General features: G+C 65.3%; 19 protein-coding genes. 7 read left to right on the top strand and 12 right to left on the bottom strand.

The window, feature by feature from the left end:
• Positions 1-92 precede the first annotated feature (92 nt).
• On the bottom strand, positions 93-1,136 hold the full coding sequence (locus ACVWYP_RS40170; protein ID WP_028340530.1) for a C-terminal binding protein: 1,044 nt from the start codon (positions 1,134-1,136) through the stop codon (positions 93-95).
• Between the two features lie 283 nt (positions 1,137-1,419).
• Between ACVWYP_RS40170 and ACVWYP_RS40165 the strand changes: the two genes are divergently transcribed.
• On the top strand, positions 1,420-3,105 hold the full coding sequence (locus tag ACVWYP_RS40165; RefSeq protein ID WP_304497140.1) for a methyl-accepting chemotaxis protein: 1,686 nt from the start codon (positions 1,420-1,422) through the stop codon (positions 3,103-3,105).
• A 210-nt stretch (positions 3,106-3,315) separates the two neighbouring features.
• Here the strand turns inward: ACVWYP_RS40165 and ACVWYP_RS40160 are convergent, their stop codons facing one another.
• The gene (locus ACVWYP_RS40160) at positions 3,316-4,293 is read right to left on the bottom strand and encodes a Bug family tripartite tricarboxylate transporter substrate binding protein (RefSeq protein WP_304497139.1); all 978 of its coding nucleotides are present in this window, start codon (positions 4,291-4,293) and stop codon (positions 3,316-3,318) included.
• 258 nt (positions 4,294-4,551) lie between these two features.
• A complete protein-coding gene (locus ACVWYP_RS40155; protein ID WP_069276551.1) occupies positions 4,552-4,935 on the bottom strand; it encodes a nuclear transport factor 2 family protein in 384 nt (127 codons plus the stop codon).
• 134 nt (positions 4,936-5,069) lie between these two features.
• On the opposite strand from ACVWYP_RS40155, the gene ACVWYP_RS40150 reads away from it, so the two are divergent.
• Positions 5,070-6,026 carry a LysR family transcriptional regulator gene (locus tag ACVWYP_RS40150; protein ID WP_304497138.1) on the top strand — a complete coding sequence of 319 codons (957 nt, stop codon included), beginning with the start codon at positions 5,070-5,072 and terminating at the stop codon, positions 6,024-6,026.
• A 13-nt stretch (positions 6,027-6,039) separates the two neighbouring features.
• Here ACVWYP_RS40150 and ACVWYP_RS40145 read toward each other — a convergent pair whose 3' ends face one another.
• Both ACVWYP_RS40145 and ACVWYP_RS40140 read right to left on the bottom strand, forming a co-directional pair.
• Positions 6,040-6,996 carry a DMT family transporter gene (locus ACVWYP_RS40145; RefSeq protein WP_304497137.1) on the bottom strand — a complete coding sequence of 319 codons (957 nt, stop codon included), beginning with the start codon at positions 6,994-6,996 and terminating at the stop codon, positions 6,040-6,042.
• Between the two features lie 337 nt (positions 6,997-7,333).
• A complete protein-coding gene (locus ACVWYP_RS40140) occupies positions 7,334-8,179 on the bottom strand; it encodes a metal-dependent phosphohydrolase (protein WP_304497136.1) in 846 nt (281 codons plus the stop codon).
• A 115-nt stretch (positions 8,180-8,294) separates the two neighbouring features.
• Here ACVWYP_RS40140 and ACVWYP_RS40135 point away from each other — a divergent pair, with 115 nt between their 5' ends.
• Positions 8,295-8,696 (top strand): DUF1330 domain-containing protein, encoded by a 402-nt coding sequence (locus ACVWYP_RS40135; RefSeq protein WP_028333485.1) that lies wholly within the window; start codon positions 8,295-8,297, stop codon positions 8,694-8,696.
• Positions 8,697-9,036: 340 nt separating this feature from the next.
• Here the strand turns inward: ACVWYP_RS40135 and ACVWYP_RS40130 are convergent, their stop codons facing one another.
• Complete coding sequence (locus ACVWYP_RS40130) at positions 9,037-9,660, bottom strand: TetR/AcrR family transcriptional regulator (protein WP_304497135.1); 624 nt, start codon at positions 9,658-9,660, stop codon at positions 9,037-9,039.
• A 75-nt stretch (positions 9,661-9,735) separates the two neighbouring features.
• Here ACVWYP_RS40130 and ACVWYP_RS40125 point away from each other — a divergent pair, with 75 nt between their 5' ends.
• Positions 9,736-10,140: a hypothetical protein gene (locus ACVWYP_RS40125; protein WP_304497134.1), complete on the top strand. Its 405-nt coding sequence runs from the start codon at positions 9,736-9,738 to the stop codon at positions 10,138-10,140.
• A gap of 273 nt (positions 10,141-10,413) precedes the next feature.
• Here the strand turns inward: ACVWYP_RS40125 and ACVWYP_RS40120 are convergent, their stop codons facing one another.
• The 5 genes from ACVWYP_RS40120 to ACVWYP_RS40100 form a co-directional block, all read right to left on the bottom strand.
• Positions 10,414-11,568, bottom strand: a complete 1,155-nt coding sequence (locus ACVWYP_RS40120) for an alpha-hydroxy acid oxidase (RefSeq protein WP_304500397.1) — start codon at positions 11,566-11,568, stop codon at positions 10,414-10,416.
• A gap of 107 nt (positions 11,569-11,675) precedes the next feature.
• Positions 11,676-12,485, bottom strand: a complete 810-nt coding sequence (locus ACVWYP_RS40115) for an MlaD family protein (RefSeq protein WP_028343501.1) — start codon at positions 12,483-12,485, stop codon at positions 11,676-11,678.
• A 116-nt stretch (positions 12,486-12,601) separates the two neighbouring features.
• Positions 12,602-13,531, bottom strand: a complete 930-nt coding sequence (locus tag ACVWYP_RS40110) for a DMT family transporter (protein ID WP_304497133.1) — start codon at positions 13,529-13,531, stop codon at positions 12,602-12,604.
• Between the two features lie 399 nt (positions 13,532-13,930).
• Positions 13,931-14,317, bottom strand: coding sequence for a hypothetical protein (locus ACVWYP_RS40105; RefSeq protein ID WP_283068129.1), 387 nt, complete (start codon positions 14,315-14,317; stop codon positions 13,931-13,933).
• A 401-nt stretch (positions 14,318-14,718) separates the two neighbouring features.
• Positions 14,719-15,492 (bottom strand): helix-turn-helix transcriptional regulator, encoded by a 774-nt coding sequence (locus ACVWYP_RS40100; protein ID WP_304497132.1) that lies wholly within the window; start codon positions 15,490-15,492, stop codon positions 14,719-14,721.
• A 78-nt stretch (positions 15,493-15,570) separates the two neighbouring features.
• On the opposite strand from ACVWYP_RS40100, the gene ACVWYP_RS40095 reads away from it, so the two are divergent.
• Genes ACVWYP_RS40095 through ACVWYP_RS40085 form a run of 3 tightly spaced genes read left to right on the top strand, consistent with a single transcriptional unit; the run spans position 15,571 to position 17,808 of the window.
• Positions 15,571-16,227, top strand: coding sequence for an acyl-homoserine-lactone synthase (locus tag ACVWYP_RS40095; protein WP_051448079.1), 657 nt, complete (start codon positions 15,571-15,573; stop codon positions 16,225-16,227).
• A complete protein-coding gene (locus ACVWYP_RS40090; protein WP_304497131.1) occupies positions 16,187-17,551 on the top strand; it encodes a cytochrome P450 in 1,365 nt (454 codons plus the stop codon). Before ACVWYP_RS40095 ends, ACVWYP_RS40090 begins: the two co-directional genes overlap by 41 nt.
• A gap of 38 nt (positions 17,552-17,589) precedes the next feature.
• Positions 17,590-17,808: a hypothetical protein gene (locus ACVWYP_RS40085; protein ID WP_016842680.1), complete on the top strand. Its 219-nt coding sequence runs from the start codon at positions 17,590-17,592 to the stop codon at positions 17,806-17,808.
• 69 nt (positions 17,809-17,877) lie between these two features.
• Here ACVWYP_RS40085 and ybaK read toward each other — a convergent pair whose 3' ends face one another.
• The gene (gene ybaK / locus ACVWYP_RS40080; protein WP_304497130.1) at positions 17,878-18,360 is read right to left on the bottom strand and encodes a Cys-tRNA(Pro) deacylase; all 483 of its coding nucleotides are present in this window, start codon (positions 18,358-18,360) and stop codon (positions 17,878-17,880) included.
• Positions 18,361-18,427 lie beyond the last annotated feature (67 nt).

Here is an 18,427-nt window from a genome sequence, read left to right as displayed (position 1 = left end):
TGGCCGCCGGTGAAGGGTCTTGTGGTCTCGGCCCGCCCGCCGCGCAAAGGGCCCGCAAGAGGCGGGCCCCGCACGAAAAGCGCATTCCCGCCCTAGCTGTTCGGACCGCGATCCATGCTGACGGGCTGCCAGCGGCGCAACGCGGTGTTTTGCAGCACCGACGGGTTGACGCAGCTTACCGGCCACATGCCTTGCAGCACTAGTGACAATTCGTAGCCCACCCGGCGCTTGCGCGCCTCGTCAAAACGTGCCGACGCCGAGGCGACATGGGCGGTCAAGGTAACATTGTCCATCCCGAGCATCGGATTGTTGTGCGACGGGGGCTCCTTTTCCAGCACGTCGAGCGCGGCGTGGGCGATCCAGCCCTCCTGCAGCGCCTTGATCAGCGATTCCTCGTCGACCGTAGCGCCGCGGCCGGTGTTGATGAAGATCGCCGACTTTTTCATCTGACGAAAATGCTTCTCGGTCAGCATGTGGTGCACTTCGGGCCGCGCCGGGGCGTGCATCGAGACGAAATCCGACTGCGACAGCACCTCCGACAGCGTCGAGGGGATCACGCCGTGGTCGTACATCAGGGTTTCCTGGATGAAGGGATCGTAGGCCACCATCCTGAGGCCGAACGGCGCGGCGCGCTTGGCGACGGCGCGGGCGACCCGGCCGAATGAGATGAAGCCGAGCGTCTGGCCCATCAGCCGCGGAATCTTCAAGAGCGCCGGACGGCCCTCGGCCCAGCGCCCGGTGCGCACCATCTTGTCCTGCTCGATCAGGCGACGGAAGCCTGCGAGCAGCAGCATCATGGCGTGGTCGGCGACCTCCTCGATGAAGGTATCGGGGATGTTGGTGACGGGAATGCCGCGGGCGGTCGCGGCCTTGACGTCGACCGAGTCGACGCCGACGCTGCCGAGCGTGATCACCTTGCAGTTCTCGAGCGCGTCGATCACCGCCTTGGTGATCGGCATGCCCTTGGCGTAGATCGCGTCGGCGGTGCGTGCCGCCGCGATGAATTCGGCCTCATTGGCCGGCGCCTCGACGATCTCGGCGCCGATCGGATCGAGCGCCTCGCGCTCATAATCGTAGCCGCCGCCTGCGACCGTGAAGCTCGCGCCCTTCGGCGTGACCACCCTGAATTTCGACATTGTCTGCTCCCGATGTGAGTCTGCTGTTCTTGCTTCTTGCTGGTTTGCTTCTTGATCTTGATTCTTGATCTTCTTGCTTCTTGGGGCGCGGCTTGCATCACCGCCCTCCCATGCTTGTACGCGAGCCGCGCTGTTCTCTCCACAATTGCCGGTTGGTCCGCGGTCTGATTCTCCGGGCTTCTACGGGGAACCTCCGTAACCATCAGGTAAAGGGTCTCACATTACGGTGAGCCGAATCAATCCGCCAATCGCGTCGCGTTCCCCGCCTCTTCTGGAGACCCCCGTGAAGCTGTCAAATTTGAAGATCACCCCCAAGCTCGGCATTCTGGTGGGGGTGACCCTCCTTGGCCTGTGCACGGCCGGCATCCTCGCCGGTCACCTGATGCAGCGGGAGATGCTGAATGCGCGCATCGACCAGGCCAAGGCCATTGTCGAGATGGCGAAGAACATGGCGGCGGGCCTGAAGAAGGATGTCGATGCCGGCAAGCTGACCAGGGAAGCGGCACTGGCCGAGTTCGGCAAGCGTGCCAACACGCTGACCTATGACAATGGCGCCGGCTATCTGTTCGGCACCGACTACAACGGCATCACGGTGCTGGCGCCTGATCCGAAGCAGGTCGGAACCAATCGCATGGACGTCGTGACCAATGGTCGCAAGCTCTCGCAGGAACTGATGGACGGCGTGAAGGCCAAGGGCGAGATCCTGCTGTTCTATGATTATGTGAAGCCCGGCCAGGAGACGCCGATCCGCAAGCTCGGCTACGCCGTCGCGGTCCCCGGCTTCGACATGTATCTCGGCACCGGCGCCTATCTCGACGATATCGATGCCAAGATGCGGCCGATTGCCTGGCTGCTCGGCCTCGCGATCCTCGGCATCGGCATCGTTTCCGGCTCGGTCGCCTGGCTGATCGGCCGCAGCATCTCCCGTCCGCTCAACCTGCTCGGCGCCCGCATGCGCGACATCGCCGACGGCAAGCTCGACGGTGACATCCCCGGCGTCGGCCGCGGTGACGAGGTCGGCGGAATGGCGGCCACGGTTCAGGTCTTCAAGGACAACGCGGTTCGCATCCGCGGCCTGGAACAGGCCGAGGCCGAGACCAAGGCACGCGCCGAGGCCGAGCGCCGTGGTGCGATGGAGAATATCGCCAACGATTTCGAGCGCAGCGTGAACGGCATCGTCCGCACGGTGGCCTCCGCCGCTGCCGGCATGCAGACCACGGCGCAGTCGATGACCGCGACCGCCAGCGATGCCAGCGCGCGGGCCGCGACCGTCGGCGCGGCATCAGACAGCGCCTCCAACAATGTCGGCACCGTCGCCGCGGCGGCCGAGGAGCTCTCGAGCTCGGTTGCCGAGATCTCCCGCCAGGTGGCGCGCTCCAGCGAGGTCGCGAGCCAGGCGGTGGCCGATGCCGAGCGCACCAATGCGACCGTGCAGGCGCTCTCCACCGGCGCCGAGAAGATCGGCGAGGTGGTCAAGCTGATACACTCGATCGCGGCTCAAACCAACCTGCTCGCGCTCAATGCCACCATCGAGGCGGCGCGCGCCGGCGAATCCGGCCGCGGTTTCGCGGTGGTCGCGTCCGAAGTGAAGGCGCTGGCCAACCAGACCGCGAAGGCGACCGAGGAGATCTCGGCGCAGGTTGCGGCGATGCAGGCCTCCACCGGCGAGGCGGTGACCTCGATCGGCGGCATCACAGCGACCATCGCGCAGATGAGCGAGATTACCGCCTCGATCTCGACCGCGATCGACCAGCAGGGCGATGCGACGCGTGAGATCGCACGCAACATCCAGCAGGTCGCGGCCGGCTCGAGCGAGATTTCCGCCCATATCGGCGGCGTCACGTCGGCGGCCGCCGCCACCGGCACCGCGGCCGGCGACGTGCTGTCGAATGCCCGCGAGCTTGACACCCAGTCCGGCATGCTGCGCAATGCGGTCGACGAGTTCCTGCAGAAGGTGCGCGCGGCGTAAGCGAGCCGCGTAGGGTGGGTTAGCGACGCTACGCCACCCAACGATTCCGCATCCCCGTCATCCTGAGGAGCGCGCTTTTGCGCGCGTCTCGAAGGATGCACGGCCACCAGCCGGGCCGTCGATCCTTCGAGACGGCCGCGTTGCGGCCTCCTCAGGATGACGGAGTTGGCAGACTTCGTCGCTTCGCTTCGCTCGCAATAACGGGTGTCTCTACTGCTTCTCGATCCCGGCGTCGGAGATCAGCTTCTCCCACAGCACGAGCTGCTCCTTGAGGAATGCCTCGAACTCCTCGGGCGTGCCGGAGAATGCCTCCATGCCGCGCTCGGCGAGCTGGCTCTTGATGTCCGGCCGCTCGACGATCTTGCGGATCTCCGCATTCAGCCTGACCACGACGTCCTTCGGCATGTTGGCGGGGCCGAGATAGCCCTGCCAGGAGGTGATATCGAAGCCCTTCACGGTGTCGTCCATCGTGGGCAGGTCCGGCAGCAGCGCCGACTTGCGCTTGGTGGTGACGGCGAGCGGCTTCAGCACCTTGGCGTTGACGTGCGGCAGCCCGGTCGGCACGTCGATGAACATCATCGAGATGCGGCCGGCGATGACGTCGGTCAGTGCCGGCGGCGAGCTCTTGTAGGGCACATGCAGCAGGTCGATGCCGGCGAGGCGCGCGAAGGTCGCGCCGGAGACGCTCGCCGACGACGAGCCGCTGGCGTAGCTGTACTTGCCCGGCTCCTTCTTGGCGAGCGCGATCAGTTCGGCGACGGAGTTCGCCGGGATGTCCGGATGGATCACCAGCATGAAGGGCAGGTCGCCGGTGCGCGCGATCGGCGTGAAATCCTTGATCGGATCGTAGTTCATGGTCTTGAGCAGATACGGATTGGCCGAGTGCGTCGTGTTCGTGGTGACGAACAGCGTGTAGCCGTCTGGGGCGGAGCGGGCGACATAGTTCGCCGCGATCGAGCCGTTGGCGCCGGCCCGGTTGTCGATCACCATGCCGACGCCGAGCGCAACTCCGAGCTCCTTGGAGATCAGCCGCGTCGTGGTGTCGGTGCCGCTGCCGGCGGCAAACGGCAGCACCAGCGTGATGTTGCGGGTGGGATAGGTCTGGGCAAGTGCCGCCCCGGATGTCGCCGCAAGCGCGGCGGCGGCCGCAGCCGCCAGGCAGCAATATCGTCTCAATCCCATGATCATGCCGTCGTCCCCCCGCGCAGGCCCTGAACAGGCCCATTGCGGCCGAAGCTAGCCCGGCCGCCATGGCTGAGGAAGCCGTGCCGGGAGCAGCCTTTCGCCGCATGGCCACTCCCGGGCCGTCGCAGGGGCGCGCTGCCAAAATATCGAAAACAACCCCATGCAAAGGAGCCGGTGGCGGCCGCGCTCGACCAGGCAACTTGACACGTCGGGCAAATCAGTGTCAGTCTTCCGATATTCAGAAAACCGGTCGTGGGGACGCTACGATCCCGCCGGGAAGACCTGCGCGACGTGAAACGCCTTCGTGGTGATGAGCCACCTGCCGTCGATCCGATGAAACACCAGATGGTCGATGAAGCCGGTTTGGCCGGCCCTGACGCGCACCTTGGCGATGGCCAGATCGGACGCGGTCTGGTCGATGCTGATGATGGCCTCCTCGCGCGGCGATTTCATCGACGCCGGCGAGGGACGGCTGCGGATGAAGTCGCGGAATTCCGCGGCCGACCGCACCGTGTGCTTGCCATCCCGGATGCCGTGCACGATGCAGGCATCGCAGAAGACGTCGCGGAACCGGCTATCGTCGACGTCGTACATCAGGTTGAAATATCCATCGATCGCGGATGCGATGGCCTGGATGTCGCTCATTGCAAATCTCCTTGGCGGATGATGTGGCGGTGGCCTCACCGGATCGAACCGGTGACCTGCGCCGACAGTGGCCGATATGGTGGCGGAGTGCTACGACTGGGCGGTCATCTCTTGGATGACTGAGAGGCATCGGCATGGACGAAGTTGACGGTCGGCTGGTCGGCGGCCTGGTGGTCCTCGCGGCGCTGGCGGATGCGCGCAGTTTTGGCCGGGCCGCCGAACGGCTCGGCATGACGCAATCCGGGGTCAGCAAGGCGATCGCGAAGCTCGAGGCGCGCCTCGATGCCAGGCTGGTTCACCGCACGAGCCGCGCCGTCGAGCTCACCGAGGAAGGACGCGCGCTGGTCGAGCGGGTTGCCGCGCATCTGGCCGGGATCGGCGAGGCGGCGGCGGAGACCGCGAAATCGCGCGATGCGGTTCGCGGCAGGCTGCGGGTCAATGTCGACCCGCTGTTCTCCCGCATGGTGCTGTCGCCGAAGCTGAGCGAGTTCCTGCTGCAGAATCCGGGCATGGAGCTGCGTATCGAGACCCGCGACCGGATCGCGGATCTGGTCAGCGACGGTTTTGATCTGGCGGTGCGTTTCGGCGAGCCGACGCCGTCGGCGCTGATTGCGCGCCGCGTACTCGATACGCGCGTGCTCACCGTGGCCTCGCCGATCTATCTCGAACGACACGGCCGGCCGCTTGATCCGCGGGAGCTGGCAAGCCGCGACCATCAGTGCATCCAGGCAATCGACGCGGCGACCGGGCGTCCCTTCGATTGGGAATTTCGACGTGGCGGCGAGGTCGTGCCGGTCGCGGTCAACGGGCGGCTGACGGTGACCGATTCGGGAACCAAGCTCGGCGCTTGCCTGGCCGGCTTCGGCATCGCGCAGGTGATCGATCTCGGCCTCGACGATCACCTGAGGAGCGGCGCGCTGATCGAGCTGTTTCCAGACTGGCCCGACGAGCGTTTTCCGCTCTACGTCTATTACGCCTCGCGCAACCATGTGCCGGCCAAGGTGAGGCGGTTTATCGACTTCATCACGGAAACGCTGGCGGCAAAGTCACATTCGCCACGCAAATCCGCCGGCTTGCGCAAGGTAGGCTAGCGATCTCTCGGCGTCAGCCAGGCTTCGCGGAGCCTTTGGCGGAACCTTGCCGTGAGGCGATGATGACGCCGGCGAGCACCAGCGCGTAGCCGATCAAATGGAACGGCGCGAGCGTCTCGCCGAGCAGCACGATCGCCATCGCCGAGCCGAACACCGGCACCAGATGGAAGAACGGCGCGGCGCGGTTCGGGCCGATCAGCGCAACGCCGCGGTTGAAGAACAGATAGGCGAGCGTGGACGGGAAGATCAGCGTGTAGCCCAGCGTGGCAAAGGTCAGGAGGTCGAGCTTTAGCGTCACGCCGCTTAAGAATTCCCAGGCCGCCACCGGCAGCAGCATCAGCGCACCGCAGCAGGTGGTGAACGAGATCAGCGAGAGCTGATGGATTTTCGGCCGCCGCGGGATCAGCGCCGAATAGAGTCCGAACGACACCAGCGAGGCGCCGAACATGATGTCGCCCCGGTTGAAGCTGATGCCGGCGAGCGCGGAGAAGTCGCCGCGCAGGATGATGGTCAGCACACCGGCCAGCGAGATCGCGATGCCGGCCAGCTGCGCCGGCGTCAGCCGCACGCCGAACAGGATCAGCGACCACAGCGCCACGAACAGCGGCCCCGCCGACTGGATCAACAGCGCATTCAACGCCTCGGTGTACTGCATCGCCCAGTATGAGATCGCGTTGTTGAAGGCGAAGCCGACCGCGGACAACAGCAGCATCAGCGGCAGGGCGCTTCGCAGCTTCGGCCAGTCCTGTTTCAGGTGCGGCCAGGCGAACGGCAACAGGATCAGGAAGACGCCGAACCAGCGGATCGTGGTCAGCGTGACCGGCGGCACATGGCTGCCGACATGCCGCGCCAGCACGATGTTGGCGGCCCAGAACAGCGACGTCAGGCTGAGCAGCAGATAGGGCTGGTTATTGAGCCAGCTGAGCGGCGAGCGGCGTGGCGTTGTGGCAGGTGCGGGCAAGGCGGTCATTATTGGGCGGATGTTGTGCCCGAATCCGCTGCCGCGACAAGACGAAAGAGCGGATTGGAGCCATGCGTGCGAGGCTACAATCTGGCGAGGGAGCCACACCGCCGGAGACGTCATTGCCGTGGAATAGCAGAACCCGTCATCCTGAGAGACCGTGAATGTATGCCTGTCGATGACGCAACATACTCGATGTCGTCCCGGCGAAAGCCGGGACCCATAACCACCGAAGGTCATTGTTGCGCGACGCTGGGGCCACAGCCTTTCCAACAACTCGACTCTGTGGTTATGGGTCCCGGCTTTCGCCGGGACGACGAGGGGAGAGATTGCGCTGCATCCCGGCCTATTTCTGCGGCCCCGACAGCGAGATGTCGCGCTCGGCGCGAAACACGTTGCTGTAGAGATTGGCGATCCATTGCCGTCCGCTCGAGGTGATGTTGAGGTGGCGGATCGCCTTCTGCACGTGCGGTGCGACGCTGTCCCAGTAGAACCGCGGATAGAGGTCGACGAGATCGGCCGGCGAATTGTAGCCGAGCTGGCGGTTCAGTCCGGCCTCCTCGAATTCGAGGTACAGCGCGTTGGCCTTGCGGATGTAGTGGGGATCGCCGAGCTGCCCGATCAAATCGGCGGCCCGCAGCAAGGTGGCCTCCTCGCCAAAATCCTCATCGTCGTCAGGGGCGCTGAGCGGAAAGCGCGTGCCCTCGATGGCGCGCGCGATGCGCTCCTTGTCGAGCAGGGTGACGCCCTTGAGCCGCTCCATCACGAAGATCTTGGAGCGGTCGACGTGGTAGGACATCAGCGCGGCATCCGACGAGCCGCGCGGCAGGATGATCTTGCGGCCGTCGGCAGCGACCAGATAGCCGTCCTGGCCGTCGGCCTCGAACAGCCCGCGCACATAGCCGATGTCATGGGTGAGGCAGGCGATGATGACGTGGGCATAATCTTCGGCGCTCATGTGCGAGTGCAGCGCGCGGCCGCGCAGGATGTCGTGGCCGGCCAGCGTCACCAGCATGGTGTGCTCGACATTGTGATAGAGCGCGTCGCTGTTGCCGATGCATTCGAGCGCGATCCGGGCGATCGAGGGCACCATTTCGACCAGCTGGGTCTGCGAAGAGCCGAACCGGCGCTGCATGTACTCGCCGAGGAATTTGCCGAGCGCGTCGGCCGCTAGTTCTGGAAGGGTCATCACGGCCTTGACCTCCGAGAGCTGGCCTGAGCTTACGGCCCGGCGGTATTTCAGGCTAGTCCCGCGATGTGACATAATCGTTGCGGCCGGACCGATGTGCCGTGGGCGGGAGCGGGTGATGGGTGTCGATCTCTTGAACGTCAAAGGCCTGAACGAGCTGGACCGCGAGGCGCCGGTCGTCATGGTCAATCTGATGCGGTTTCGCGCGCGGTCGCTCGACGGCGACGGCTCGGGCTGGGATGCCTATTTGCGCTACAGCGCTCTCACCGTACCCATGATCAAGGCGCGCGGCGGCACGCTGCTGTGGACCGGCAGCGCCGAGACTGTCGCGCTGGGCGAGCCGGCCGGCCAGCGCTGGGATTATCTCGCGCTGGTCTACTACCCGAGCGTCGCCGCCTTCATCGACATGATGACCTCGGCCGACTACGAAGACCGCTGCGACCCGCACCGCCGCAACGGCTGCGAGGAGCACGTCATCATCGCGACGCGCGAGGCCTACAGCAAGTTCAAGGTGGGGTGAGGTACTTCTCTTCTCCCGTCACCCTGAGGAGCGCGAAGCGCGTCTCGAAGGGTCGACGGCCCGGCTGTGGCCGATTCATCCTTCGAGGCTCGCCCAGCGGCGCAATTGCGCCGCAAGGCTCGCGCCTCCTGCGACAAAGGCGAAGCCTTTGCGCGGGGATGACGGGGTGAGAATTGTAGCGAGCGGCCTCCCCCCGCTGTCGTCCTGGCGAAAGCCAGGACCCATAACCACCGAATTCGATTGAGAGTGCGATCGTGGCTCCAGCGTCGCACAACAACAAGCGGTTGGGGTAATGGGTCCTGGCTTTCGCCAGGACGACGCTGAATACATGCACATTCTCTCAGGATGACGGGTCTGAAAGCGGCGCGAGCGGCGCAAGCGCCGCGTGGCAGGCGCTCTGCACGACACGGCAGACCTCATCCCCCGACCGCCCCGCGCTCAGTGACGCGAAGGTCGGATAGCTCGTTAGCGCGAAGATCAGGTCGACCGCGTCCTTGCGCGCCTGCGGCGATGCATGCTTGCTCGCGATCCGGTCGATCAATGCGGTGACGCCGCGGCGGCGGCGCTCGTTGCGCTCGCGCACGGCCTCGGCGAATTCGGGATCGGTCGCCATCGCGTCGTGCAGCCGGCCGACCGCGGAATCCCGGCTCCAGAATCCGCAGAAGATCTCGACCATCCGGTCGAGCGCGGCGCGCGGATCGGCCATCGTCATGGCGTCGACGAGCTGATGCAGCCCGCCATGGCGCGCGATCTCGTCGAACACGGCCTCGAGCAGCCCGCGCCGCGAGCCGAACTGGTTGTAGACGGTCAGCCGGGTCACGCCGGCCGCCTTCGCCACCGTATCCAACGAGAAGCGCGCGATGCTGTCCTCGCGCAATGTGCGCGAGGCGGCCTCGATCACACGCTCGCGGGTCTCGGCGGCGGCGGCGCTGCGCGCCGGGCTCACATAGCTGCGCGGCGGCATCGGTTTGCCTTGCTTTCGTCAGATTGACTATACATTATGTATATCTAATTTCCAATGCCCGTTTGGAGCGACAACATGCAGACCGCCCTCATCATAGCGCTGTCCCTTCACGTCCTGTCATCGGTGTTTTGGGCCGGCTCGAGCTTCACCCTCGCGCGCACCGGCGGCCTCGGCGGCGAAAAGCTGCTGTTTCCGCAAATCGGCGCCGCGACGGTCGCGGTCGTGACCGGCGCCACGCTCTGGCGCCTGGTTCACGAAGGCTCGTTCGGGCTGTCGGAGCAGATTTTGGCCGGTGGCGCGATCGCAGCACTGGCCGCGATCGCCGTGCAGATCATCGTCGGCGGCGGCGCGGTCCGGCAGCTGCGCAATGATGTCGGCGATACGTCAGCCGCGCGCTCGCGGCTGGCGGTTGCCCACCGCATCGCCGCCGCCCTGCTCGCGGTCACCGCGCTGTGCATGGGCGCGGCGCGCTATGCGTGATGGTTTCCTACCTCTCCCGCTTGCGGGCAGGGCTATCGCATATGCCGCCTTCGGCGGCTGCGGAGGTAACTCGGCCTCGTGGTTCGAGACGCGCCGCAAGCGGCGCTCCTCACCATGAGGGTCTACTATTGTGCCGCAAAACAAGACCTCATCCTGAGGAGCCCGCCGAAGGCGGGCATCTCGAAGGATGGCCACGAGGGCACCGCCACGAAATGCGATAGCCCTGCCCGCTAGCGGGAGAGGGGACGTAGTCCCGTTGCGGATGCAATCGTCTCAGAACTTCCGCACCAGGTCCGGGGTGATCTCCTTCAGGCTGCGGATGCCGAGCAGCGCGAGATCGCGGTCGATCTCGGCATGCAGGAGCGAGATCGCGCGCGCCACACCGGCCTCGCCGGCGACCACGGCGGCATAGAGGAACGGCCGGCCGACCCAGACGAAATCAGCACCGAGCGCCAGCGCCTTGATCACGTCGGTGCCGCGGCGGATGCCGCCATCGACCATCACGGTCATGTTGCCCTTCTGCGCCGCGATCTCCGGCAGCGTGCGCAAGCCGGCGACGGTGTAGTCGAGCTGGCGGCCGCCATGGTTGGAGACCATCACGCCGTCGCAGCCATGCTCGCGCGCCAGCCTGGCGTCTTCCGGCGAGATCAGTCCCTTGACCACGAGCTTGCCGCGCCAGCGCTTGCGGATCAGCTCGACATGCTTCCAGGCCAGCTGGTCGCGGCTGCCAATGTTGCGCATCAGGTTCTTGGACAGCACCGGCGGGCCCTGCTTGGCGTCCATGTTCTCGAAATGCGGCATGCCGTGATTGAACACGGTGCGCGCCCAGGTGTTGAGCAGCCAGTCGGGATGGGTGATGGTGTCCCAGAACACCCGCGGCGTGATCTCGAGCGGCACCTGAAAGCCGTTGCGGATGTTGTTCTCGCGGTTGGGCGGCACCGGCACGTCGGCGGTGACAACGAAGGTGTCGTAGCCGGCGGCGGCGACGCGATCGACCAGCGGCTCGATCCGCTCGGGGAGGCCGGCGAGATAGGCCTGGTACCAGGCCGAAGGATTGGCGGCGCGAACGTCCTCCAGCGTGATCAGCGAGGAGGCCGAGAGGATCATCGGGATGTTGGCGGCAGCCGCGGCGCGCGTCAGCACGATATCGCCGCGATAGGCGCACAGCGCAGAGGAGCCCATCGGCGGAATGCCGAACGGCGAGGCGTAGCTCTTGCCGAACAGCGTCGTGGACTGGTCGCGGCCGGAGACGTCCTGCAGCACCCGCGGCACGAAGCCGTATTCCTCGAACGCCCGGCGATTGTCGGTGCGGGCCATATCGGTCTCGGCGCCGCCGGAGATGTAGCCGTAGAGGAATTTCGGCAGCAGCCTGCGTGCCTGCGGCTCGAAATCGTCGAGCGTGAGGTAGCGCCGCAGATGCCGCGGCACGGCAGGCGTGGCACGGTTCACGGTTGCGGGAGGCGGAGAGGGGGCTGCGGTCCGGTCGTGCACGTTGAGCGTTTCCGTTGTTCTTGGTTCTTGGTCGGAAGGCCAGACTAGCGCCTGCCGGCGGGCCCGACAAATTTCTCGTTGAACTTGTTGACGGACTGGTTGACGTCGCTGAGCGTCTTGCGGGTCTCGGCGATCATGGCGCCGGATTTCTTGTCGAAGCTCTGGATCAGCTCGCGCAGCGAGATCACGGTCGGCAGCAGCTCGCCGCCATATTTGTCGCTGCCGAAGCTCTTCAGGAACTTGTCGGCCGCGGTCATCTTGGCGTCGACCGCGCTGATCCCGTCGTCGGCGGCGTCGATGAAGCCGGCGATCAGCTCGCCATTGCCGGACAGCGAGTTGGTGAAGTTCTCGAGCCCGAGCAGCGAGTCCTTGATGTCAGCCTCGTTCTCGCTGATGACGCGGTCGACATTGCGCAGCGCGACCCGCAGCTTCTCCTGGATTCCCATCGTGCCTTCGGCGTCGGCCGTCAGCTCGGGAATGCCGTCGGCGCCGAGCGTCGGCGGCGGCGCATCGTCGGTGCCGCCGGTGAAGGAGATCGAGGCGATTCCGGTCAGGCCCTGGAATTCGAGGCCGGCCTGGGTGTCCTTCTTGATCGGGGCGTTGCCCTCGATCCGCGTCATCGCCACCACGCGGTGCCGGTCGAGCCTGATCGAGACCACCTCGCCGATCCGCACGCCGGCAAAGTTGACGCTGCCGCCGCGGCGCAGGCCGGAGGCCGAGCCCTCGAAGATGACGCGGAACGGCACCATCCGCTTGATGCCGGCATAGCGCTGATAGCCCAGCCAGCCGCCGAGCGAGCCGGCGATCAGGGCCAGCGTCAGGGTGCCGATCAAGAGATTGCTGGCGCGCGCCATGCGTAAAACCCGTCTGCGAAGCAGACTTCCACAGATAGCGGATTTGCCGCCGATAGTCACCGCACCTGACCCCACCTCTCCCTCTCCCCGTAAGAACGGGGAGAGGGAGAGGAGAATTACGCACTCTGCTTCCGCGACGCCGCGAAGACGCCGGCCAGCACCAGCGCGAAGCCGATGAAATGGAAGGCCTGCGGATGCTCGCCGATGAACACGATCGACATGATGGTGCCGAACACCGGAACCATGTGGAAGAACGGTGCGGCCCGGTTGGCACCGATCAGCTGCACACCGCGGTTGAAGCACAGATAGGCCAGTGTCGAGGGGAACACCGCGACATAGAACAGCGACAGCAGATTGTTGATCGTGAGCTGCATCATCGGACGCGCGCCGAGTTCCCAGATGTAGAGCGGGATCAGGACCAGCGCGCCGCAGCCGAAGGTGAAGGCGGCGACCGACAGGCCGTGGATTTTGGGCCGCTTCAGGGTCAGCACCGAATACAGCGCGAAGATCACCAACGCGACGATGAAGATCAGATCGCCCTTGTTGAATTCGATCTTCGACAGCGTCGTGAGATCGCCGTGCAGCAGGATCACCAGCACGCCGGCGAGCGACAGCAGCACGCCGAACAATTGCGCCAGCGTCAGCCGTGCGCCGAGCAGGATCAGCGACCACAGCGCGACCACCAGCGGTGCCGCGGATTGCAGCAGCAGCGTGTTGAGCGCCTGGGTGTGCTCCAGCGCCCAGTATTGCAGCGTGTTGAAGGCGCTGATGCCGGTGATCGACATCAGCACCATGATGCCGAGATTGTTGCGGATCACGGGCCAGTCGCGGACGAGGTGTTTCCAGGCAAACGGCAGGATGATCAGGAATGCCGCCGACCAGCGCAGGAACGACAGCGTCACCGGCGGAATGTGGCCGGCGGCGAGGCGGCCGACGATCGCATTGCCGGCCCAGCACGTCGCGGTGATGCAGAGCAGCAGATAGGGCTGGTTGGCGATCCAGGAGCCCGCCGCAGGCGTTGATGTGGTGGAATCGGAGGCAGACATAAAGAGGGCCCGGGTTCACGACGCCGCGGCCTGCCCGGCTGGCACCGCCGGGCCGGTATGGATCTCCCCGGCTCGGATCACAGACACGGATTCCGCCATTCCATCAATGGGGATAGACGCATCGCGACCATGCGCGAAGACCCCTTCACCAAGGCAGCATGACGGCGCTTTGCTCGGGCCGGCGTGCGCCTCTAAGGCCTGATGAGACAAGGTTGGCGGCATCGGAAGTTCACCTCTCCCTTGGGAGAGGTCGATTTGCGCAGCAAATCGGGTGAGGGGTTACGCTCTATGGAGAGAGCAAGAACCCTCACCCGGATTGCTTCGCAATCCGACCTCTCCCCAACGGGGAGAGGTGAACCGAGATCCCGCCAAGCCGATTCAACCAAGACTTATCCCGCCTTAGCCGGTCTCCGGCGGCGTGGTCTGGCGCTTGACGATCTGCTCGGCAAGCTCGATCAGGATCCGCTTGGTGTCGGGGTCCTGCACGTCGCGAAACACCCGCAGCATGCGCAGTTCGAGCAGGGACTGCAGCGATTCCGCCGTCTGCCCGGCTTGCGTCGGCGCTGCCGTCACCGGCCGGCGATTGAGGATGTCGGCGGCGATTCCGAGCATCTCGGCTACGGTCGCCAGGCGACCGGTGTCGATTTTCACCGTGCCGTCGACGCCGTTCTTTTGCAGGGAGGCGCCGGCGCACAGGATCGCGGCGAGATCCGCCTGCGACAGCCCGATTGCGCGCCAGCGCGCCTGCACCAATTGGTCGATCTGGTCGTCCTGTGATGTGCTCATGATGCGTTCAGACCATCTCCAGCTCGGTCCGTGGACAGCATTTCCGCTACGAAAGTTGGTAGCAAATGAACCAGCGGTTCGTCGCGATGGGACTTCTACGGATCATGCGGCTGGACAACGGGTCCTGCCGTACCGGGCAACGTGCAGGATGATCCGCGTCTCTACGCCAGCCGGGCAGTCGCGCCGGACGGGCACCGGAGTGCGCACCCTGGTCTGGGATGCGCGTGTCAGCGTCATCCGGCCCTGGCCTTATTATCAAGACCGTGCGCGAATGCAATCAGGGGGCGACCGGGAAGATGAACCCAACCCGTGTGTGACCGCGCCACAGATCGCGGTGTTTGGTCCTGGCAGGGCGATGCGGTCGGCATGGCGGCAGCTCCGCCATGGCTGCGCGGCGCCGCTCACAAATCGATGATCCCGAGCGCGATGCTCTTGGCCACCCCGTGGGTCTTGTTGGATGCCTCGAGCTTGCGCAGCGCCTGCTTGATGAAGCCTTCCACCGTCTCCGGCGAAATGCCGAGGATCTGCGCGGTGTCGGCCACGGTCTTGCCGCGCGCTGCCCAGGCGATCACTTCCTTTTCCCGCCCGGTGAGCTTGATGGTCTCGGCGGCGTCCGCGGGCTTGAGGATGGTCGGCGCGTTGCGCTGGTCGCGGTTGACGATATCCATCGCCCGCTGCACCCAGTAGATCATCAACAGATGCAGTTCATGGCGATGGCAGACGAACAGCTTGTCGAAGTCGCGCCGCTCGTCTTCCCAGAAGAACACCGTCGAGCTCGAATGCACGGCGCCGAGCCGGTCGCGATAGTGGAACGGCACGACGAAGCCGTCCTTGAATCCGAACTCCCGGGCGGCGTCCATCGTCTTGACCTCGGGCGGTCGCCTGCGTCCGCTTCGCTCAGGCAGCTTCAGGCTGCTCCAGCTGAACGGCGTGTTGGTGCGTCGTGACCGCGCCAGCGCCGGATCGGCATGAACGAACTCGTTCTGCACATAGGCCCGCTTCCAGGCGTCGGGAAATGTGCCGATATGATAGGGCAGGTCGAGGTCGGGCCGGCCGGCATCGACAAAGGCAAAGCCCGAGAAGCCGTAATTCTGGACAACGCGATGCAATGACGAGCTGAGCTCGTCGATGGTATCCGACGCCTCGATGGTCGAAATCGCGTCTACCAGGCCCATTACTAAAACCCCCGGTTTCCGGGGGTACCACAGTTAACCCCTTTCGTTCCAGATGTTCCGCATTTGGAGGAAGGGATAATGCCGCATTTATTGGACGGCTATCATGCACTCATCACCAGGGAAGAGCTTGATCCGGCGCATGTCGGTGCGATGTTGCGGCTGCGCAAACGCCTGTTCGTCGATCATTGCGGCTGGCTTCTGACCACGGTTGGGGATGCCGAACGCGATCAGTTCGACTGCTGGTATACCGAGCACTGCCTGTTGTTCTCCGGCGTCGAGCTCGTCGGCGGCTTCCGGGCGATCCGCACCGATTATCCCTACCTCACCGCGTCGGTCTTCCCGCAGCTTGCGGTGCGCCGCTTTCCGAGCCGTCGCGATGCCTGGGAGATCAGCCGCTTCGGCGTGTTGCCTGGTGTCGCGCGGTCGCAGACTGCGCGCGTGAACTACGCGCTGATGTTCCGCTTCGCGGAGCTGCGCGGAGCGAAGGCGCTGGTGGCGCTGGCCGACCTTTCCTATGAGCGTTTTCTCACCCGCATGGACATCCGCACCCGCCGCTACGGCCCGCCGCAGGTGATCGGCAATGATCGCATGGGCCGCCCGCTGACGGCGCTCGCCGGAGAAATCCCGCTCGGTCTCGCCGCCAATCCCGGCCTGACCAAATTCCTCGACCTTGGACGGCAATTGGAGATCCACGATGCCTCACATGTTCTCGGACGTTCGAGCATTCCAGCGTGATCCGCTGCGTCTGCTGTTGACGCGCGGCAACGAGTCCGCGCTGGGGCTGGTGCCGCTGCGGCTCGGTCCTGCGCCCGTCTTCCTGGTGAACGATCCGGATCTGCTGCGCCCGATCCTGAAGGCGCCGGAGACCGACATCGGAAAGGGCAAGCTGATCAAGAAGCTTTCGCCGGTGCTCGGCCGCAGCTCGCTGATGCTGAGCGGCGAGGAGCACAAGCGGCGGCGGGCGGTGCTGCAGAAGCACATGGCCAAGGGCAGCGTCGAGAAATTCCTGCCGCATATGTGCGCCGAGATCCGCGCGGTCGGCGCCAGCCTGGCGCGGCTCGGATCGTTCGATCCGCACCATGTCACCGCGATGCTGGCGCTGCGGACGATCTGCGTCGCGATCTTCGGCTCCCAGGTGATGTCGTCCGGCGACGAGGAAGCCCTGGTTCAGGCGGTGGGCGCGATCGAGGACGATCTGGCGGAAGAGATGTTCCGCGCGTTGCCGTTCGGTCCGGTGGCCTGGTATCGGCGGCACAAGAACCGGGTCTGTGCCAAGCTTGCGATGTCGACGGTGGTGCAGCGCCTGCGCCGCAAGGCGGGCTCGAGCAGCGCGCTGCGCGATCTCGAGGCGCTCGGCCTGACCGATCGCGACCTCGAGGACGAGATCCTGACATTGCTGCTGGCCGGCCATCACACCACAGGTTCGACTGCGGCGTGGATGTTCTACCAGATGGCTGCCGATCCCGCCCTGATGGACGAGATTGCCGACGAGGCGGCGGAGTGCCTCGGCGACGACGGCGAGCTGCGACTTGACGCGGTGAAGCGCGCCAACCTGAGCGCGACGCTGGTCAAGGAGGTCTGCCGGCTCTATCCCAGCGCCTGGTGGTTCTCGCGCGAGGTGATGCAGCCGGTGACGATCGGCGGGCGCGATCTCAAGGTCGGCACCTCGCTGTTGATCTGCCCCTGGCAGCTGCAGCGCGATCCCAGGCATTTCGAGGATCCGGACCGTTTCCTGATGACGCGGCGCTACAACACCGACGCCTACATCCCGTTCGGCGCCGGCCCGCGCGCCTGCGCCGGGATGGGGGTTGCGATGCTCGAGCTGCAACTGCTCGCGCTCGAGATCGCCGCGGCCTATCGCTTCACCGGCGTCAGCCCGAATCCGGCGCCGTGGCCGAAAGCCTCGGTGACGCTGATTCCCCCGCCGATGACCATCGACGTCGAAATCCGCGAGACGCGCTCGCGCATCCCGCATCTCGGCGACGAAGCCGAGCATCTGCCGTACATCCCATCCGTGGGTGCGGCGTCCATCAGCACACTACAATCGGTATCCCAATGACAACTCAGCTAACAACGGCCAGCGCCGGGCAAAGGGCCATGGATCAAGTGCAAGTGCGCAGTTTGCGCGACGTCATCGCTGTCCTGATCGAGCAGCGCAGCATCGTGAGGGCGGCCGGCGCAAGCTTCGCCGCGCACCTGCTCGACCTCGCGATCATGCAGCTGCGGCTCAACGTCAACGATATTACGGCGGAGGAATTATCCGGTCTGTCCGACTTCGTCGGCGCGGAGTTCATGAGGGACAAATCCTCGCACTGATCGCGGCGACCGGTCTTCGGATCAGTCTTGCATAGGATCAGTCTCGCGCAGGTTCAGTCTTGCGTAGGTTCAGTCCTGCGTCGCCACCAGCGGCTTCATCATGGCGCCGGCGGCAAGCGCGGCGTCGTTCGGATCGATCTCGATCTGCAGGCCGCGCTGGCCGCCATTGACGAAGACCGTGACGTGGGTGAGGGCGGTCTCGTCGATCGCGGTCGGGACCTTCTTCTTCTGGCCGAACGGGCTGATGCCGCCGACATGATAGCCGGTCAGCCGTTCGGCGTCGGCCGGGCGCATCATCTTGGCCGACTTGCCGCCGAGGGCGGCGGCAAGCTTCTTCATGCTGACCTCGCAGTCGGACGGCACCACGGCGCAGACCGGCTTGCCGTCGACCTCCGCCATCAGTGTCTTGAGCATGCGATTCGGGTCGACGCCGAGCGCCTCGGCCGCTTGCAGCCCGATGCTCTCGGCGCTGGAATCGTAGACATAGGTGTGAAGCTTGAAGGCAATGCCCAGCTTGCGCAGCGCCATCGTCGCTTGTGTCGAATTGGGCATGGACCCTGCCGGTTAATCTAGGTGAATGATCGCCGTAATAAGAGCTGCGATCAATCCGCAGCACGTC

This window comes from Bradyrhizobium sp. USDA 3262 (assembly GCF_054060035.1).
This window is presented reverse-complemented; position numbering and strand designations above follow the sequence as displayed.

Bases quoted from the DNA above. Each gene is read 5' to 3' on its own strand.
- ybaK (WP_304497130.1), bottom strand. From the start codon at position 18,360: ATGCCCAATTCGACACAAGCGACGATGGCGCTGCGCAAGCTGGGCATT.
- ACVWYP_RS40135 (WP_028333485.1), top strand. From the start codon at position 8,295: ATGGGTGTCGATCTCTTGAACGTCAAAGGCCTGAACGAGCTGGACCGC.
- ACVWYP_RS40115 (WP_028343501.1), bottom strand. From the start codon at position 12,485: ATGGCGCGCGCCAGCAATCTCTTGATCGGCACCCTGACGCTGGCCCTG.
- ACVWYP_RS40090 (WP_304497131.1), top strand. From the start codon at position 16,187: ATGCCTCACATGTTCTCGGACGTTCGAGCATTCCAGCGTGATCCGCTG.
- ACVWYP_RS40095 (WP_051448079.1), top strand. From the start codon at position 15,571: ATGCCGCATTTATTGGACGGCTATCATGCACTCATCACCAGGGAAGAG.
- ACVWYP_RS40145 (WP_304497137.1), bottom strand. From the start codon at position 6,996: ATGACCGCCTTGCCCGCACCTGCCACAACGCCACGCCGCTCGCCGCTC.
- ACVWYP_RS40155 (WP_069276551.1), bottom strand. From the start codon at position 4,935: ATGAGCGACATCCAGGCCATCGCATCCGCGATCGATGGATATTTCAAC.
- ACVWYP_RS40085 (WP_016842680.1), top strand. From the start codon at position 17,590: ATGGATCAAGTGCAAGTGCGCAGTTTGCGCGACGTCATCGCTGTCCTG.
- ACVWYP_RS40130 (WP_304497135.1), bottom strand. From the start codon at position 9,660: ATGCCGCCGCGCAGCTATGTGAGCCCGGCGCGCAGCGCCGCCGCCGCC.
- ACVWYP_RS40150 (WP_304497138.1), top strand. From the start codon at position 5,070: ATGGACGAAGTTGACGGTCGGCTGGTCGGCGGCCTGGTGGTCCTCGCG.
- ACVWYP_RS40105 (WP_283068129.1), bottom strand. From the start codon at position 14,317: ATGAGCACATCACAGGACGACCAGATCGACCAATTGGTGCAGGCGCGC.
- ACVWYP_RS40170 (WP_028340530.1), bottom strand. From the start codon at position 1,136: ATGTCGAAATTCAGGGTGGTCACGCCGAAGGGCGCGAGCTTCACGGTC.
- ACVWYP_RS40125 (WP_304497134.1), top strand. From the start codon at position 9,736: ATGCAGACCGCCCTCATCATAGCGCTGTCCCTTCACGTCCTGTCATCG.
- ACVWYP_RS40110 (WP_304497133.1), bottom strand. From the start codon at position 13,531: ATGTCTGCCTCCGATTCCACCACATCAACGCCTGCGGCGGGCTCCTGG.
- ACVWYP_RS40100 (WP_304497132.1), bottom strand. From the start codon at position 15,492: ATGGGCCTGGTAGACGCGATTTCGACCATCGAGGCGTCGGATACCATC.
- ACVWYP_RS40160 (WP_304497139.1), bottom strand. From the start codon at position 4,293: ATGATCATGGGATTGAGACGATATTGCTGCCTGGCGGCTGCGGCCGCC.